The organism is Agrococcus sediminis, from assembly GCF_007923295.1.
GTDB lineage: Bacteria > Actinomycetota > Actinomycetes > Actinomycetales > Microbacteriaceae > Agrococcus > Agrococcus sediminis.
Window position 1 is genome coordinate 18,561 of the sequence record NZ_VOIR01000017.1, and the last position, 17,220, is coordinate 35,780.

At 71.9% G+C, this 17,220-nt stretch carries 13 protein-coding genes; 3 read left to right on the top strand and 10 right to left on the bottom strand.

Going from position 1 to position 17,220, the window contains the following annotated elements; all coding sequences use genetic code 11:
• Positions 1–4: 4 nt before the first annotated feature.
• The 9 genes from FQ330_RS11745 to FQ330_RS11785 all read right to left on the bottom strand — a co-directional run bounded on the left by FQ330_RS11745 (position 5) and on the right by FQ330_RS11785 (position 12,820).
• Positions 5–2,809, bottom strand: a complete 2,805-nt coding sequence (locus tag FQ330_RS11745; protein ID WP_146357793.1) for a hypothetical protein — start codon at positions 2,807–2,809, stop codon at positions 5–7.
• A gap of 86 nt (positions 2,810–2,895) precedes the next feature.
• Positions 2,896–4,092 carry an ABC transporter ATP-binding protein gene (locus FQ330_RS11750; protein ID WP_128189105.1) on the bottom strand — a complete coding sequence of 399 codons (1,197 nt, stop codon included), beginning with the start codon at positions 4,090–4,092 and terminating at the stop codon, positions 2,896–2,898.
• Positions 4,092–4,946 (bottom strand): ABC transporter permease, encoded by an 855-nt coding sequence (locus tag FQ330_RS11755; RefSeq protein WP_225792842.1) that lies wholly within the window; start codon positions 4,944–4,946, stop codon positions 4,092–4,094. Before FQ330_RS11755 ends, FQ330_RS11750 begins: the two co-directional genes overlap by 1 nt.
• Before the next feature lie 70 nt (positions 4,947–5,016).
• Entirely contained in the window at positions 5,017–6,219 is a 1,203-nt protein-coding gene (locus FQ330_RS11760) for an alginate O-acetyltransferase AlgX-related protein (RefSeq protein WP_146357797.1), read from the bottom strand.
• Entirely contained in the window at positions 6,216–7,448 is a 1,233-nt protein-coding gene (locus FQ330_RS11765; protein WP_225792843.1) for an acyltransferase family protein, read from the bottom strand. The genes FQ330_RS11760 and FQ330_RS11765 overlap by 4 nt, the downstream gene beginning before the upstream one ends.
• The gene (locus tag FQ330_RS11770) at positions 7,449–9,296 is read right to left on the bottom strand and encodes a rhamnan synthesis F family protein (RefSeq protein WP_146357799.1); all 1,848 of its coding nucleotides are present in this window, start codon (positions 9,294–9,296) and stop codon (positions 7,449–7,451) included.
• Between the two features lie 62 nt (positions 9,297–9,358).
• A complete protein-coding gene (locus FQ330_RS11775; RefSeq protein ID WP_146357801.1) occupies positions 9,359–10,438 on the bottom strand; it encodes a glycosyltransferase family 2 protein in 1,080 nt (359 codons plus the stop codon).
• A gap of 1 nt (position 10,439) precedes the next feature.
• Positions 10,440–11,312 carry a glucose-1-phosphate thymidylyltransferase RfbA gene (gene rfbA, locus FQ330_RS11780; RefSeq protein WP_146357803.1) on the bottom strand — a complete coding sequence of 291 codons (873 nt, stop codon included), beginning with the start codon at positions 11,310–11,312 and terminating at the stop codon, positions 10,440–10,442.
• A 71-nt stretch (positions 11,313–11,383) separates the two neighbouring features.
• On the bottom strand, positions 11,384–12,820 hold the full coding sequence (locus FQ330_RS11785; protein ID WP_146357805.1) for a hypothetical protein: 1,437 nt from the start codon (positions 12,818–12,820) through the stop codon (positions 11,384–11,386).
• Between the two features lie 109 nt (positions 12,821–12,929).
• Between FQ330_RS11785 and FQ330_RS11790 the strand changes: the two genes are divergently transcribed.
• From FQ330_RS11790 to FQ330_RS11800, 3 genes are read left to right on the top strand one after another with little or no spacing between them, the layout of a single operon-like run.
• Positions 12,930–14,174 (top strand): CAP domain-containing protein, encoded by a 1,245-nt coding sequence (locus FQ330_RS11790; RefSeq protein WP_146357807.1) that lies wholly within the window; start codon positions 12,930–12,932, stop codon positions 14,172–14,174.
• Between the two features lie 34 nt (positions 14,175–14,208).
• Positions 14,209–15,204: a glycosyltransferase family 2 protein gene (locus FQ330_RS11795; protein WP_128189112.1), complete on the top strand. Its 996-nt coding sequence runs from the start codon at positions 14,209–14,211 to the stop codon at positions 15,202–15,204.
• The gene (locus FQ330_RS11800) at positions 15,201–16,166 is read left to right on the top strand and encodes a hypothetical protein (RefSeq protein WP_146357809.1); all 966 of its coding nucleotides are present in this window, start codon (positions 15,201–15,203) and stop codon (positions 16,164–16,166) included. The genes FQ330_RS11795 and FQ330_RS11800 overlap by 4 nt, the downstream gene beginning before the upstream one ends.
• Here FQ330_RS11800 and FQ330_RS11805 read toward each other — a convergent pair.
• Positions 16,095–17,171, bottom strand: coding sequence for a glycosyltransferase family protein (locus FQ330_RS11805; RefSeq protein WP_146357811.1), 1,077 nt, complete (start codon positions 17,169–17,171; stop codon positions 16,095–16,097). The two genes, FQ330_RS11800 and FQ330_RS11805, sit on opposite strands and share 72 nt — an antisense overlap.
• Between the last annotated feature and the right edge of the window lie 49 nt (positions 17,172–17,220).

Sequence of the window (17,220 nt, forward strand, 5' to 3'; positions counted from 1 at the left end):
AGCCCTAGAAGGTCGGGCCCGCGGGCAGTCGCGCGATGGCCGCCGCAGACATCGCGGTGCGGCTGCTCAGCGTGCCGCCGAGCTCGGCCAGCACCGTGCGGTTCGGCACGTAGCGCGCCGCGCCGCCCTCGAGCATGTACGTGCGGCCCGTCGGGTCGACGACGAACTGGTGCACGACCGCGGTCGAGCGGTCGAGCTGGTCGCAGACCGCGGCGCTGAGCGCGACGTGGTCGAGCCGCCACGCCGCGGCGACGGTCGCCGACGCGAAGGGCCGCAGCTCCCCGCCGATCGACACCAGGTCGGTCGAGCCGCACCGGTAGCCGAAGTCGTCGATCGTCGGTCCCTTGGGGAGCGCCGCGATCGCCCCGGAGGAGAGGTTGCGCCACTCGAGCGGCATCCCGAGCGCCGTCGCGTAGTCGCGGTGCGCGAGGTACATCGCGCGCGTGCCGTCCCACAGGTAGATGCGCGCATCCGGCCCTCGCACCCACTCGCCCGCCACGATCGGCGACGTCGCGTCTGCGCCCTTCGGCAGCAGCGCGATCGAGGACGCCGGCACGGGCGTGCGGCCGCTCAGCGTGCCGCCGAGGTCGGTCAGCACCGTGCGATTCGGCACGTAGCGCGCCTGGCCGTTCTCCATCAGGTAGGTGCGACCCGACTCGTCGACGATGAACTCCAGCGCGCCGGTGCTCGAGCGGGTCAGCTCGGCGCACAGCTCCGCGTCGAGCGACGCGTGGGTGAGGCGCCAGGCCGCCGCGGCCGTCGTCGAGGCGTAGGGGCGCAGCACGCCGTCGGTCGCGACGAGGTCGGTCGACGCGCACCGGAAGCCGAAGCCGCCGATCGCGGGTCCCGCGGGCAGCGCCCGCACGACGTCGTCGGTGACGTTGCGCACCTGCCACGGCAGGCCGAGCGCGTTCGTGAACTCGGAGTGCTGCACGTGCAGCGCCCGCGAGCCGTCCCACAGCAGCACGCGGCCGTCGCTGCCGCGCACGAGCTCGCCGAGCTCGACGTCGAGGATGCGCGGCACGCCGTCGAGCCCGCGCGGCGCGACCTCCCAGATGCGCGCCGGCACGCCGAAGCGCGAGCGGATGAACTCGTAGGAGGCCTCGTCGGCCACCGGCTGGAGTCGAGCGCCGGAGGCGAGGTAGAGCGCGCCGCCGCGCTCGCGCACGAAGTGCGGCCCGAGCGCGCTGCCCGCCGAGGGCAGCGCCTGCAGCACGGTGCCGAGCTCGGTGCGCGCCGTGAAGAGCGCCGAGCCGCCGTACTTCGCGGGGTCGACCCGCAGCATGCCGCCGTCGGTCAGCAGGTAGGCGCCGGCGGCGCCGCGGAGGCGCGTCGGCAGCTCGGTCGCAGTCGCCGGCAGCTGCTGCAGCGACGCGTCGGTGAAGACGGTGCCCGCGCTCGCCGGGAGCAGCTGGATCTGCGCCTGCGAGAGCGCGACGACCCCGCTGCCGCTCTTGATGCGCAGGATGGTGCCCGCGGCGTTGCGCACCGCCGTGCCGGAGTCGAGCACGGGCGGGCCGACGCGCAGGTGCGCGGTCGCGGCGTCGTCGAGGCGCACGCGGTCGGCGGCGTAGCCGTAGCGCGTGGGGATCGTGACGTCGGCGAGCTCGCGGCGCGTGCCCGACTGGATGAGCCAGTCGTGGCCGTCGGTGCCGACGACCGTCGCCGCGATGGCCTCGCCGGCGGGCAGGCGCGCCTGGAGCGCCGAGCTGAGCCTCGGATGACCCGTGCACGCCAGCTGCCACTGCTGCAGCTGCGAGCAGGAGGCGAAGCGGTGCGACACCCCGTCGTCGACGAGGCGCACGGCACCGTCGGTGCCCGTCACCAGGCGGCTGAGCGCCGCGCCCTCGGTGTAGGCCGCGAGGGTCGCGCTGTCGACGTCGCGGGGGTCGCCGAATGCGGGGCTGTACTCGGCGAGGATCTCGCGCGAGACGACGTGGTGCCGTGCCGTGCCGCTGATCAGGTAGACCTTGCCGTTGCTCCGGTCGCGCAGCATCGACGTGGAGGCGACGCCCTCGCGCGGGTCGCCGAACCAGTCGGTCCACATGCGCCAGAAGTTGCGGTTGCCGTAGGCCGAACACGCGTCGCCGGAGCCGTAGAGGTTGCCGAGCGCCGCGGCGTTCGGCTGGTACGGCGTGTAGACGTAGAGGCCCGCCGTGGCCTGGTTGCGGATGTAGACGGGGCTCGTGCCGCAGGCGATGTTGGGGTGGTACTGGATCTGGTTGGTCTGGCCCGCGCGGTAGCGCCAGTTCTGGGGATGCGCCGCGTAGCGCTGGAACTGCCGCCCGGCGTTGTAGAGCTGGTAGAAGAAGCCGCCGAACGCCGGGTCGCACGGAGCGGTGTCGGGGCATGCGAAGCCCGTCGCGCGCTCGTAGCGGATCGCGGTCGGCGCCGTGAGCGTCACGAGGCTCTGCTCCTTCTGGAGGAGCACGAGCAGCGCGCGCGGGCTGATGTCGCACGCGCGCGAGACGTCGGTGATGATCTGCGCCGACGTGCGGTTGGCATAGGCCGGGATGGCGTCGCAGTACTGGCTGCCTGCCATCGCGGGCGTCGGCTGCCGGTAGTCCTTGAGGCACGTGTAGCCGCTCTGGCACGTGCGCACCTGCGCGTCGAGGAAGGCCTGCACCTGCGCCGCGGTCATCGCGTCGCCGTCGAAGAACTGCTCGTCGCTGACGATGTAGCCGGGGTCGAAGTTCGAGGCCACGGCCGCCTCTGCGGCGGGGGGCTCGCTGGGCGGCGCGACGGTCAGCAGGCCGGCGACGAGCGCCACCACCGCCGCCGCAGACACCTTGGTGCGCCATCGCCGCATGCTTCAACCAATCCTTGAGAGTTCGGGCGCGTCGATGCTACCCCACGGCGGGTGCCGCACAAGGGCGATGGGTGGTGCGGGCCGGCTCAGCCCTGCCGCAGGTCGAGCAGGCTGCCGTCGAGCGCGAGCATGCCGCCCGAGGTGCGGAAGCCGCCGCCGAGCACCGTGAAGTGGCCGGCGTGCTGGAGCGAGTCGTACATGTGGGTGCGGTGCTCGTCCTGCGCGGTGGCCGAGATCGTGTAGGCGCCGGGGGCGAAGGGCAGGTGCTCGACGCGCACGTCGACCGAGCCTGATCCGCGCTCGACCGCCTCCGGCACGAACCCGCTGTCGCGGCCGTGCAGGCTCCACAGGTGCATGCCGTCGACGGTGTGCAGCTGCACGCCGAAGACGGGCCGCTCGATGCGCTCGGAGGCCTCGAACGACAGCCGGAAGGTCGCGGGCGCGCCCGCGCGCGCCTCCGACACCTCGTCGCCGTGCTCGTCGACGAGGCTCAGCCGCGTGAACTGCACCTCGCCTGAGCCGTGGCGCACGCCGCCGCCGGGGCCGGCGGTCACCGCGTGGCCCGAGTCGGCGTACTCGTCGACGATGTCGGATGCGACGCCGACGTCCTGCAGGACGCCGTTGTCGAGCCACGCGGCGTGGTCGCAGAACGTGCGCATCTGCTCGATGCCGTGGCTCACGACGATCACCGTGCGGCCCTCGCGCCGGAACTGCGCGAACTTGTCCATGCACTTCTCCTGGAACTCCATGTCGCCGACGGCGAGCACCTCGTCGACGAGGAGCACGTCGGGCTCGACGTGGATGGCGACGGAGAAGCCCAGGCGCACGTACATGCCCGAGGAGTAGTTCTTGACCGGCTGGTCGATGAAGCGCTCGACGCCCGAGAAGGCGACGATCTGGTCGAACTTGCGGTCGAGCTCCTGGCGCGTCATGCCGAGGATCGAGCCGTTGAGGTAGACGTTCTCGCGACCGGAGAGCTCGGGGTGGAAGCCGGAGCCGACCTCGAGCATGGCGGCGACGCGGCCGCGGGTCGTGATCGAGCCGGAGTCGGGGTTCAGGATGCGCGCCATGCACTTCAGGAGCGTCGACTTGCCGGAGCCGTTGCGCCCGAGCAGCCCGAACGTCGAGCCCTCCGGCACCTCGAACGAGACGTCCTTGAGCGCCTCGAAGCGGTCGTAGACCGCGCGGCGCCCGCTCAGCAGGGTCTGCTTGATCGACTGGTTGCGGTCGCGGTAGACGCGGAAGGACTTCGAGACGTGGTCGACGTCGACGGCGGCGGTCATCAGATCTCCTCGACGATGTCGCGGGCGAGGCGGTCGAAGACGAGCTTGCCCACGATGAGCGACGCAGCCGACCAGATGAGGAGGGTCACCCAGATGTCCCACGTGGGCACCGCGAAGTCGTAGAGGATGTTGCGGTACGCCTCGATGAAGCGCTCGGCCGGGTTGGCCTGGAAGATCGCGACGAGCGGCAGGTCGACGCCGTCGGCGGCGAACGCCTCCTGGCGCTCGCGCACGAGCTCGACCGAGAAGAGCACGCCCGAGGCGTACATCCACACCTGGCTGAAGATGCTCCAGAGGTGCCGCAAGTCGCGGAAGTAGATGCTCGCGACGCTCAGCACCATCGAGATGCCCAGCACGAAGGCGAAGGTGAGCACGAGCAGCGGCACGAGGAGCGGCGCGTACAGCAGCACGAGCGGGCCGCCCACGAGCGCCATCACCGCGAGCAGCACGAGCAGCTCGATGCCGAAGTTGAAGCTCGACGAGAGCACCGACGAGACCGGCAGCACCGAGCGCGGGAAGTAGACCTTCGTCAGCAGCCCGGCGTTGTCGAGCATGCTGCTCATGCCGGCCGCGACGGAGCCCGAGATGAAGCCCCAGACGATGACGCCGACGCCGATCCAGAGCGGGAAGACCTCGAGGCCCGAGTTCGTGCCGGGCGCGACCGGCAGCTGGAAGAGCAGGCCGAAGACGATCGAGTAGACCGCGATCTGCGCGAGCGGGTTGATGAGCGACCAGACGCGGCCGAGGAAGGTGCGCTTGTACTGCGCGCGGATCTCGCGCAGCGTGAGGTTGCGCATCAGGTTCAGGGTGACCCTGCGCTCCTCGCGCCTGCTCTCGCGCTCGACCTGGCTCATCGTCCTCCGTCCCCCGGCGGACGGGAACGTCGCTCGGGCAGAGGCGAGACTACCACCGCAGGCGCCTGCATCACGGGCCCTCGACGCCCGGCACGATCTGCAGGTAGCGCTGCGTGAGCACGAGCACGACGACATCCGCTCCCGCCGCCTCGGCCTCCGCCGCGACGTCCGGCATGCCCGACGGCGCCTCGAGCGACGAGCGGATCTGCGTCGTCTCCTGGAACATCGTCTGGAACATCGGGCCGATCTGGCTGCCGGTCGAGTCGCGCACGAGCAGCACGTGCTGCTCCATGGGCGCCGCCGACGTGCTCGTGGTGATGGGCAGGCCCTCCATGTCGGTCGACGTGGCCGCGTCGGCCTCGCGCTCGGCGCCGTCGGGGCCGACGATCGTCATGGGCGCGGGCTCCTCCACCCACACCGGCACGGTCCAGTCGGGGCCGGGCTCGCGCGGCAGGCCCACGCCGGCGAACTCGTTGCGGTCGAGCACGACGTCGGCACCCTCGATCGGGAGCTCCGGCATCGCCGCGAGCGACGCATCCGCCTCCCGCATGCACTCGGCCAGCTGCGCGAAGGCGACGGATGCGCCGTAGTCGGTCCAGTGGCTGTTGAGGGGCGAGTAGAGCGGCGTCGTGGCCGCCTCCTCGGCCATCGCCGCGCGCACGTCGACCCACGGCACCTCCGGCAGCTCCTCCTGCAGCTGCGCGAAGTGGCCCGGTCCCCGCAGCGCCTCCATCCAGTCGGGCAGCGCCTCGGGCACGATCTGCCACTTCGCCGGCGCGACGACGACGTACAGGTCGCGCCCCTGCTCGGCGAGGTCGGCGCGCATGTTCGACAGGTAGCCGTCCCACGCCTCGACGTGCTCGGGCGACAGCTCGGTGCGGCCCACCGCCTGCGAGAGGTTCGACCAGTGGGGCTCGCCCAGCAGCACGTGGCCGTCGTCGCCCTCGACCCAGTAGCCGCCGAGCCCGTCGACGTGCTCCTGCCAGACCGCCTCCGACGCGGCCGCGGCCTCGCCAGCCCACGGATCCACGGCGGGCTCGGCGAAGTCCGGGGCGCACTCGGCGGGCAGCGGCGCGCCCGGCTCGGCCGTGGGCTGGATCACGCCCTCCCCGAGCGGGCTCTGCTGCGAGCGCCAGACCATGCCGGCGATCGTCGCGACGACCACGAGCGCGATCAGCAGCACGAAGGGCACGAGCCGCCACCGGTGGTCGTGGCGCCACGACGCCTTCGCCTCCGGCAGGTCGCGCGGGCCCTGCCCGCCCTCGGCCGTCATGCGCCGCTCCCGCTCTCGGCGCGCATCCGCACCGCACGGGGCGTGGACGAGAAGCGCGGGTCGACGACGCGGCCCATGAGCCGCTCCCACGCGGGCGTGATCGCGCGCGCGTAGAGGCGCTCGAGCCAGCCCGGCGTCCAGTTCTTGAGGCTCATCGCCGGCTGCTCGATGAGGTGCCAGGAGAGGTAGGCGGCGATGTGGACGGCCACGATGACCACCACGTGGTAGACGAGCCAGCCGGCGTCCTGCAGCCCGAAGTAGGCAGCGAACTGCATGATCGGCCACGCGAAGATGTAGACGCCGTACGAGAAGTCGCCCGGCTTCTCCCAGCTCCGCAGCCGCGTCGCCCGCACCGCGAACCACATGAGCACGTAGCTGAAGAGGTAGGTGCCCCAGATGTTCCAGCCGCCGAACGCGTACGTCGCGCCAGCGCCGAGCGCGGCGGCGATCGCGAGGCGGTCGTCGATCGGGATGCGGTCCTTCCAGACGGCGAAGAGCATGCCGAAGGCGAAGGGCGCGAGGAACATGAGCATGAACGGGTCGCTCAGCCAGCGCCACGCGTTCCCCACCGTGCCCGCGCCCATCCACTGCATCGCGTTCAGGATGATGATCGCCGAGGCGACGGCCGTGGTGAGCCACCGGTAGGCGAGCAGGCCGAGGAGCCCCATGAACCCGACGAGGATGTAGGCGCGGAACTCGTAGAGGAGGGTCCAGGCGGAGCCGTTCCAGTCGTAGCCGCCGTGCGAGGCGAACGGCAGCGAGTCGCCCATCTCGGCGATGTTGCGCTGCCCGAGCTCGAGCCACATGTTGCTCAGGAAGTACGTCCAGGGCGACTCGCGCGGCGCCGTGAAGTAGCCGTCGAAGCTGCCCGTCTCGCGCCACCAGGCGATGGGCGCGAGCACGAAGGCGGTCGTGAGCAGCGCGAGCCAGAACGCGGGGAAGATGCGCAGCGCGCGGCGCCAGAAGTAGCGGAAGATCGACGACCGGCCCATGCGCGACTGCGTGATGAGGAACCCGGAGAAGAAGAAGAAGCCCGCGACGGCGACGCCGCCGAGCGACTGCTCGGTCGAGATCTGCACGCCGAGGTCGTTGCCGCCGTAGAAGCCGCCGAGCGGCCCCGCGTGGCTGAAGATCACGAGGAACGCCATGAGCCACCGGAGGAAGCCGATGCTGTTCGATCGCGGGTCGAAGGCCTCCTCGAGCGTGAGCGCGGTGCGCCGCTCGCCCACTCAGCGCCTCTTCAGCACGCGCCGCGCGTTGCGGTAGCCCCCGCGCATCGCGGCGTAGGCGGGCACGAGCGCCTTCGCGAGGCGCGGCGAGCGGCCCAGCACCGACAGCTTGAGCGCGGCGACGAGGTCGATGCCGCTGTTGGCGCGCACACGGGCGATCTGCTCCTCCGGGGCGCCCGGGATGCCGGCCGAGATCGCGTCGAGCTTGTACTCGAGCATCGTGTGCGACTCAGCCGCCTGCCGCGTGCCCATGACGGTGCGCACCTGGTAGCCGCGGCTGAAGGCGGCGTAGCCGAACAGGCGCTCGACGACGTGCGTGAGGCCGCCGTCGGAGTAGCCGCCCTCGGTCGGGAAGTCGTCCCACGCGAAGTCGGCGTCGAGGAGCGGCCGCAGCGCGGCGGGCCGGGCGATGAACATCGAGCCGTAGGGCGCGAGCGGGCTCAGGTCGTCGAACTCGACGTCGATGCCGAGCCGCTTCGCGAGCCGCTGCGCGGGCGCGCGGTTCGTGAACCAGGCGTTGCCCATCGTCGGGTAGCCCATGTGGATCATCGGCGGGAACACCATGCCGAGCGTGTCGTCGGCGGCGAAGCCGCGCAGCACGTTGGCGGTGTAGCCGGGCGAGCCGAGCAGGTTGAGCAGCAGGTGGTCCTTGAAGAAGGTGCCCTTCGTGTAGCCGTCCTGCGGGCTGCGCTTGGAGTGCAGCTTGACGATCACGTCGAACTCGTCGCCGAGCAGCACGTCGCGGCAGCCGAGCAGGAACGCCGAGATGTCGCGCCCGCGGTTGGAGGGCAGCACGCGCACGTCGTCGCCCGTGCGGCCGCGCGCGGCGAGCCGCTCGAGGATGCGCTCGCGCTTCGCGTCGTCGCTCGTCGTGGCGATGAGCCGGTAGCCGCCCGGGATCGTGTCGGCGCGGTCGAGCAGCTCGTCGATGAGGTCGTCGTAGTAGACGTGGGCGAGCACGCCGACGCGCAGCGTCGACGGGTCGGCGCCGCCGAGGTCGACGTCGGGGTGGATGTCGAGCATCGCGAGGTTGGCGTGGAGCGCGCGCGGCTGCGCGGTGCGGGCCTGGTCCTCCCACAGCAGCCGCATCGGGAAGCCCTTGTCGCGCATCCGCTCGATGACGCGGCCCGCCCGGATCGCGCGCTCGTCGTGGTAGAGCGGGTCGTGGAAGAACAGCCGGCGCTTGATGATCGGCAGCCCGTCGTCGACCATCTCGGTGATCATGTCGAAGATGGGGTGCGCGACCGGGTAGTCGGCCTCGGGGAACGCCGTCGCCGAGCGGAAGCCCTTCGACTCGAAGTGGTCGGTGAAGCGCCCCTCGTGCTGGCCGATGGAGTCCTCGTACGACTCGATCGGCGGCATGCCGTCCCAGTACTCGCGCCACGCGGGGCTCTGGTGCATGCTGCGGCGCACGGTGATCCAGTGCGTCTGCAGGTGGCGCTTGAGCGTGCCGGTCGCGGCGAGGCTGCTCACCGCGGGCCCGTGGTCGGTGACGCCCCAGAAGTCGCACTCGGTCGCGGCCATGCGCTCGAGCATCGGCTGGTAGGAGCCGATCGGGCCGTAGAACGTGTAGTTCATGAGCGTCAGCTCGTCGTAGCCGGCGAGCCGGTCCCAGCCGAACTCGCGCATCGCGTCGCGGTAGGCCATGACATCGAAGCCGACGTTCTCGCGCTCCCAGACCGTGTCGGCGACCGCCTCGAGGGTGCTGCGCCCCTCGGCGCTCAGCGGCGAGTTCGAGACGACGAAGATGTGCTCGTAGTGGTCGCGCACCGCCTGCAGGTGGTGCGGGATGAAGTCGCCGACATGCCCGGCCTTGTCGTAGACGAGGTAGAAGAGCACGTTGGGCATGCGGTGGGCCTCACAGGTCGGCGAGCAGAACGGCAGCCCCCAGGGTACCGTCCAACGCGCACTCAGTCGCTTGAGCGGGGCTGGCGCAGGCGCCCGGCGCCGGTCTGCAGGCCGCGCGCGACGCGGCCGCCGACCGAGCGGATCGTGCCGCTCACGCCGCGCGCGACCTGGGCGCGCAGCGCCGCGAGCTCGTGCTCCATGCGCTCCACCGCCTCGCGCGTGCGGCCGAGCTCGGCCGCGAGGCTCGCGTGCACCGCCTCGAGGTGGTCGCGCTGCGCCTCGGTGCGCTCGTGCGCCACCCGCGACGCCTCGGCACGCGCGGCGTCGGCCTTCTCGTCGATGCGGCGGAAGCCGTCGGCGACGAACAGGGCTGCGCCCAGGTCGTCGACCGAGGCCATGCTGCGCCGCAGGTAGTCGTCGCGGATGCCGAGGTTGAAGGCGGCGTGCGCGTCGGCGTCGGCGTAGGCGCTGTTGCCGGTGGCGGAGGTGTCGTCGCGGCGGTGGTGCCAGAAGGCGAGCGGCTCGCCGTCGATGAAGCCCACCTCCGACGTGCGCAGCACCCGCAGCAGCAGGTCCCAGTCGGCGAGCGCCGTCAGGCGGTCGTCGTAGCCGTCGACCGCGTCGTAGGCGCTGCGGCGGTAGACGAGGCAGATGGGCGGCGTCGCGTTGCGGTAGAGCGTCTCGGTGAGCGTGACCGCGGTGGTGCGCGCCTGGTAGACCTCACGCTCGAGCTCGACGACCTCGTCGCCCTCGACCCGCTCCCACACGACCGCGGTGCGCGTGGCGACGGCGGCCTCGTGGGCGTGCTCGGCGAGGTGCGCGGCGGTGCGCTCGAGGAACCGCGGGTCCCAGCTGTCGTCGTCGTCGTGGAAGACGAAGGTCGCGGCGCTCGAGGCGCGCACGCCGACGTTCATGCCGCGGGGGCGCCCGACGGGCTGCTCGTGGTGCACGACCACGACCTCGTCGGCGACGGTGCCGCGCACCGCGTCGAGCAGGCGCTCGACCTCCGTCGCGTCGCCGCCGTCGTTCACGACCACGAGCTGCCGCGGGCGCTCCGTCTGCGCGTCGATGCTGCCGAGCGCGCGCGCGAGCAGCAGCGGGCGGTCCTTCGTGCGGACGACGACGGCGACGTCGACGGCCATGTCAGCGACGCCCCTGCTCGAGGAGCCGCTCGAGGTAGGCGCCGTAGCCGCTCTTCACGAGCGGCTTCGCGAGCTCGGCGAGCTGCACGTCGTCGATCCACCCGGCGCGCCAGGCGATCTCCTCGATGCAGCCGATCTTGAAGCCCTGCCGGTCCTCGATCACCCGCACGTACTCGCTCGCCTGCATCATCGACTCGAACGTGCCGGTGTCGAGCCACGCGACCCCGCGGTCGAGCACCTGCACCTGCAGCCTGCCCACGTCGAGGTAGCGCTCGTTGATGCTCGAGATCTCGAGCTCGCCGCGGGCGCTCGGCTCGATCGACTTCGCGATCTCGACGACGCCGTTGTCGTAGAAGTAGAGGCCGGGCACGGCGTAGCTGCTCTTCGGGTGCGCCGGCTTCTCCTCGATGGAGACGGCCTTCATCTGGTCGTCGAACTCCACCACGCCGTAGGCGCTCGGGTCGGCGACCTGGTAGGCGAACACGACGCCGCCGTCGACGTCGGTGTGCGAGCGCAGGTTCGAGCCGAGCCCGGTGCCGTGGAAGATGTTGTCGCCGAGCACGAGCGCCGCCGAGTCGCCGTCGAGGAACTCCTCACCGATGATGAACGCCTGCGCGAGACCGTCGGGGCTCGGCTGCACCGCGTACTCGATGCGCATGCCGAGCGACGAGCCGTCGCCGAGGAGCGCCTTGAACTGCTCGTTGTACTCGGGCGTCGTGATGACGAGCACCTCGCGGATGCCGGCCATCATGAGCGTCGACAACGGGTAGTAGACCATCGGCTTGTCGTAGATGGGCATGAGCTGCTTCGAGATGCCCTTGGTGATCGGCCACAGCCGCGTGCCGCTGCCGCCTGCAAGGATGATGCCGCGCATGGGTCGATGCCCGTCCTTCCGGTCGCTGTCGGGTGCGATGCAGTCTATGTGGCCGGAGGCCTGACGCGGCCTCAGGAGCCGGCGACGGGACCCATGACCACGGTGACGAGCGTCGTGACGACGACCGCGAGGCATCCGGCGATCACGAGCGCCTGCCAGCGCAGCCGCTGCGCGATGAGCGCGAGCGCCGCGAAGGCCACGAAGCCCATCGTCGCGCCGTAGCGCGCGCTCGGCCGGGGGAAGTAGTGCGTGCCGCCGCTCGAGAGGAACGACTGCAGCTGCACGATGAGCGGCCAGCCCAACGAGCCGATGAGCGCCGCGATCGCGATCACCGCGAGCGCGCTGCCGCGGCGCGCGACGGCGAGGCCGACGAAGATCGCCGCGAGGCCGACGATCGAGCCGATGCCGCCGACGAAGGCGACGAGCTCGCCCGAGGCGACGCCCTCCTGCGCGTACGTGTGGCCCATGGTGGACAGGCCGCGCGGGATCGTCGGCAGCCACTCGAGGAACGGCGTGCCGGTGAAGGGCTGGGTGTTGACGCCCTCGACCGGGTTCTCCCAGTCGGGGTCGCCGCGGCCGGCCTGGAAGCGGGTCCAGAGCACGTACACCGCCCCCACCGCGGCGACCATGGCCGCGCCCGTCGCGAGCAGCCAGCCGCGCCCGGCCCACGGGCGGTAGCGCTCGGGCAGCAGCGCGAGCACGACGAACGCGCCGGCGATCGCGAGGAACGGCAGCGCGTTCATGACCTTGACGCCGGCCGCGAGCGCCGCGAGCGCGACGAGCAGGACGGCCGGCAGCCAGCGGTGCCGGCCGGGCGGGTCGACAGCGCCGCCGAGCGCGAGGAGGCCGAGCGCGGTCGTGAGGAGGAAGGGCGCGTCGTTCGTGACGATCGTGGCGGCGGTGAGCCCGGCCCACCACATACCCGCGAGCGCGGCGACCGACCCCGCGAGCGCCGGGCCGACGCCGAGGCGGCGGAGCGCCAGGTGCATGACGACCATGCCCGCCGCGAGCCACACCGCGCCGAGCGCGCGGGCCGAGAGCACGAAGTTCCAGCCGGTGACCGACTCGACGGCGCGCGCGGCGAAGCCCGTTGCGAGGTAGTACAGCGGAGGGTGCGAGAAGTTGTACTGCGCGGCCGACACCGGGTACGCCTCGGCGGGCCCGGTGGTGCCGCAGGCCGGCAGCCGCAGCAGCTCGTTGCCGTAGCAGTTCCAGAGCGCGATGACCTCGGGATCGATCGAGTCGCCCGCGGCCGGGATCTCGAGCTGCGAGGCGTTCCAGGCGTAGTCGATGTGCGACGGCTCGTCGAGTACGGACAGCGGCGCGCCGCGCGCCACGACTGTGAGCACCGCCATCATCGCGAGCGCCGCGAGGGCGACCATGACGAGCGCGTCGACCCATCGCGGCGTGCTCCGGCGGGCGGGGACGCCCGCCTCCGCCCGGCGCTCGGCCGCCTCCGGCGCCTCGGCGACGGGCCGCGCGGGGGTGCCCTCCGCCGCGTCCGTCATGATGCACAGCCTATCCAGACCCTCAACGTTCCCTTGACCCGCGTGGGGTACGACTGGGAGGATCGCACCCGTTTGCTGGTCACGACAGAGACGGTGCACGATGCGCAGGATGACGGCGGCCGCGGCCGCGCTCGCACTGATGGCGACGCTCGGCGTCGCGCAGGGCGGCGCAGAGCGCGCCGAGGCGCAGGGGCTCGAGGTCGGCGGCTCCGGCAACGCCTACTACCTCAACGACCAGTTCACGACGACCGCGAACATCCAGTTCTCGTTCGGGCTCGCGACCGACCAGGTGTACTTCGGCGACTGGGACGGCGACGGCGTCGACACGCCCATGCACCGCCGGGGCGCGACCTTCTCGCTCTCGAACGCCAACGCATCCGTCGCCCCGCAGCAGACCTTCACCTACGGCCGCTCGGACGACCAGGTGCTCGTCGGCGACTGGGACGGCGACGGCGTCGACACGCTCGCCGTGCGCCGCGACACGGTCTTCCACGTCCGCAACTCCCTCTCCGACGGCAGCGCCGACGCCGTCGTCGCCTACGGCCGCTCGGGCGACACGGTGCTCGTCGGCGACTGGGACGGCAGCCGCACCGACACGTTCGCCGTGCGCCGCGGGGCGCAGTACCACGTTCGCAACACCATCACCAGCGGCCCGGCCGACGTCATCGTCCAGTACGGCCGCGATGACGACGACGTGCTCGTCGGCGACTGGGACGGCAACCGCAGCGACTCCTTCGCCGTGCGCCGCGACGCGACGTATTTCATCGCCAACCAGATCCGGCCCGGCGAGGCCGACGTCACGGTCATCTACGGTCGCGTCGACGACGTCGCCTTCGCGGGCGACTGGAACGGCGACGGCGCCGACACCCTCGGCGTGCGCCGCGTGGCCGCTCCCCCGCCCGTGCCCGCCGACCCGGTGAACTGCACCGGGACCGGCGCGAACCAGGTCGACCCCGCGGTGTGCCAGACGATGGAGGCGGCCCGCACCGACATGCTCGCGCTCGTCAACGCCGAGCGCGCCGAGCGCGACCTGCCGGCGCTGCGGCTCGACCCGTGCCTCGACGAGGTCGCCCAGCACTGGGCGGAGTCGATGGCGTGGCTGCGGACGACCGGCTCGGCGCACAACCCCGACCTCACCGCCGACATGCGTGCGTGCAGCATGCGCAGCTGGGGCGAGAACGTCGCCCGCGACCGCGTCCCGACTCCCGACGAGCAGCGGATCATGGAGCGCTGGCTCGCCTCCACCGGCCACTACAACAACCTCATGACGAGCAGCCGCACGCTGATCGGCGTCGGCGTCGCCCCGAGCAGCGACGGGCACTGGTACTACGTGCTCGACTTCGGCCAGAAGTAGTCGCGCGGCTAGGCTCTCCCTGCGAAGGGGGCCCATGAAGCTGTTCATCCAGATCCCGTGCCTGAACGAGGAGCAGACGCTCCCGATGGTGCTCGAGACGATCCCGAAGGAGATCCCGGGGATCGACGAGATCCACATCCTGGTCATCGACGACGGCTCCACCGACCGCACGGTCGAGGTCGCCCGCGAGCACGGCGTGCGCCACTTCGTGCGCCACCGCCGCAACATGGGGCTCGCCCGCTCATTCCACGACGGCATCGAGTACGCGCTCTCGCACGGCGCCGACATCGTCGTCAACACCGACGGCGACAACCAGTACCCGCAGGAGATGATCGGCGAGCTCGTGCAGCCCGTCATCCGCGGCGAGGCCGAGATCGTGGTCGCCGACCGGCAGACGCACACGATCGAGCACTTCTCCCCCTTCAAGAAGGCGATGCAGCGCTTCGGCAGCTGGGTCGTGAACCAGGCGGCGGGCACCGACCTGCCCGACGCGGCGAGCGGCTTCCGCGCGTACTCGAAGTACTCGCTCATCCGCCTCAACATCGTCACGCGCTTCAGCTACTGCATGGAGACGATCATCCAGGCCGGCAACAAGCGGCTCGCGATCACCTCCATCCCGGTGCGCACCAACCCGAAGACGCGCGAGTCGCGGCTGTTCAAGAACATCTGGCAGCACATGCGCGAGTCGGGCCTCGCGATCCTGCGGGCCTACTTCATGTACAAGCCGTACGTGTTCTTCGCGACGCTCGGCGTGCTCTTCGCCGTGGCCGGCGCGGTGCCGTTCATCCGCTACCTCGTCCTCGTCTGGATGCAGGCGCCCGGCAGCTACGTGCAGTCGCTGCTGCTCGGCGTGCTGCTGTTCGTCGGCGCGCTGCTGTCGTTCGCGATGGGGGCGATCGCCGACCTCACGCGCATCACGAGATCGCTGCAGGAGGACTCCCTCGAGCTCGACAAGCTCGATCGCTACGGCCACACGCGCAACTGGGTCACGCTCCCCGCGAAGCCCGAGCACGACACGACCGCAGCGTGAACGAGGGCCTCGCGCGGGCGAGGGAGCGGCTCGCGGCGATCGGATCGAGCGCGCCGCTGCGGTGGGTGCGGCGTCACAAGCGGGCGCTCGCGATCGCCGTGCTCGTGCTCGTCGCGGTCTTCATCGCCGTCTACGTCGCGGTGCGGCCCGAGATCGTCGGCCAGGTGCTCGCGGTCGGTCCGGCCGCGCTCGGCTGGCTCACGGGGCTCTACGTGCTCATCGTGGCGACGCACTGGGCGATCCTGTTGCTGACCGTGCGCTGGTGCCAGGCGCGCATCGGCATCCGCGAGGGACTGCTGCTGACGGTCTACTCGACCGTCGCCAACTTCTTCGGGCCGCTGCAGAGCGGGCCAGGGGTGCGCGCCGCCTACCTGAAGGCGAAGGTGGGCGTGCGCCTGCGCGACTTCACGCTCGCGACGCTCGTGTACTACCTCGCGTTCGGCGCCGTGAACGTGTCGCTGCTGTTCGCCCGCACGCTCCCCTGGCTCGCCGCGCTCGGCCTCGCCGCGACCGTCGTGCTCGTCGCAGTGGTCGCGTGGCGATCGGGCGCGGGGCGCCGCATCGTGACCGCCGCGATCGCCGCCGTCACGGCCGTGCAGGCGCTGCTCATGGCCGCGGTGTACTTCGTCGAGCTCAACGCGGTCTCCGGCCCCGGCGCCGACGTGCTGCAGTCGCTCGTGTACAGCGCATCCGCCAACCTGTCGCTCTTCGTCTCGATCACGCCCGGCGCGATCGGCTTCCGCGAGGCGTTCCTCGGCTTCGCGCAGTCGCTGCACGGCGTGGGCCTCGACGCGATCATCGCGGCGGGCATCGTCGACCGCGCGTTCTACGTGCTGTTCCTCGGCGCGCTGTTCCTGCTGTCGAGCCTGCTGAACCTGCGGGCGATGTTCTCAGCGCCGGCCGGCGGCGACGCGGATGCCCGAGAGGGCGACGCCGAGGGCCTCGGCGATGCGAGGGCGTGAGAACGCCCGCTCGTAGAGCTCGCGCCCGCGGCGGCCGACCTCGGCCAGCTCCTGCGGGTGGTCGGCGGCCCAGCGCGCCGCCTCGGCCACGGCGATCGGGTCGCCCTGCGGCACCACGAGCGCGTCGGAGCGGTCGGTGAACGCACTGCTCTCGAGGTTCGCGCCCACGAGGCTCGGCACCCCCGACGCGAGGAACTGGTAGGTCTTGCCGGTGATGACGTACCGGCTCTGCACGGTGTCGCCGAGCGGCCCGCCGATCGCGAGCCCCGTCTCGGCGAAGAGGGCGGGCAGCTCCTCGTACGGCACCCAGCTGCGGTAGCGCACCCGCGCGCCGCGCGCAACGGCGGCGTCGACGCGGGCGCGGTCGTCGTCGGTGCCGCCGACCACGTCGACCGCGATGTCGTCGCGGCCGGCGAGCAGCACCGCGGCCTCGAGCAGCACGTCGAGGCCGTGCAGGGGCAGCATCGAGCCGTAGTAGAGCACCCGGAACGGCGTGCCGGGCTTCCGCGACGCCGGGCGGAAGGTGGCCTCGTCGGTGCCGACGGGCACCACCTTCCAGAGCTCGCGCGGCAGATCCATGAGCTCGGCGGCGTGGTCGGCGTGCGACGCGGTGTCGGCGAGCACCACCGCGCAGCGCCGCATCATGGTGCGGAACGCGCCGCGCAGGGCGCGCGCGGGCAACGAGCCCGGGCGCAGGCGCCGGTGCTCCTCGACGAACCACTCGACGGGGTTGATGAACTCGTCGTACACGACCGGGCGGCCGCCGGCGAGCGCGAGCACGAGCGGCACCACCTCGAACGCGCGGAACGTGACGAGGTAGGCGTCCGGCCGGTCCCGGCGCATCCGCCACAGCTCGCCCGCGACCTCGGCGTAGCGACGCACGCCGCGGGAGCGGTTCTTGACGACGATCGCCTCGTCGCCGAGGTCGGCGACCGCGGTGCGGAGCGTGATCGCGCGCACGTAGTCGGGCTGGCGGTAGCAGGTCACCACGGCGATCCGGCGCACGCGCCCCCCTCCCGATGCGTCGCCCGGGCGCTGCCGGATGCAGGCGGGC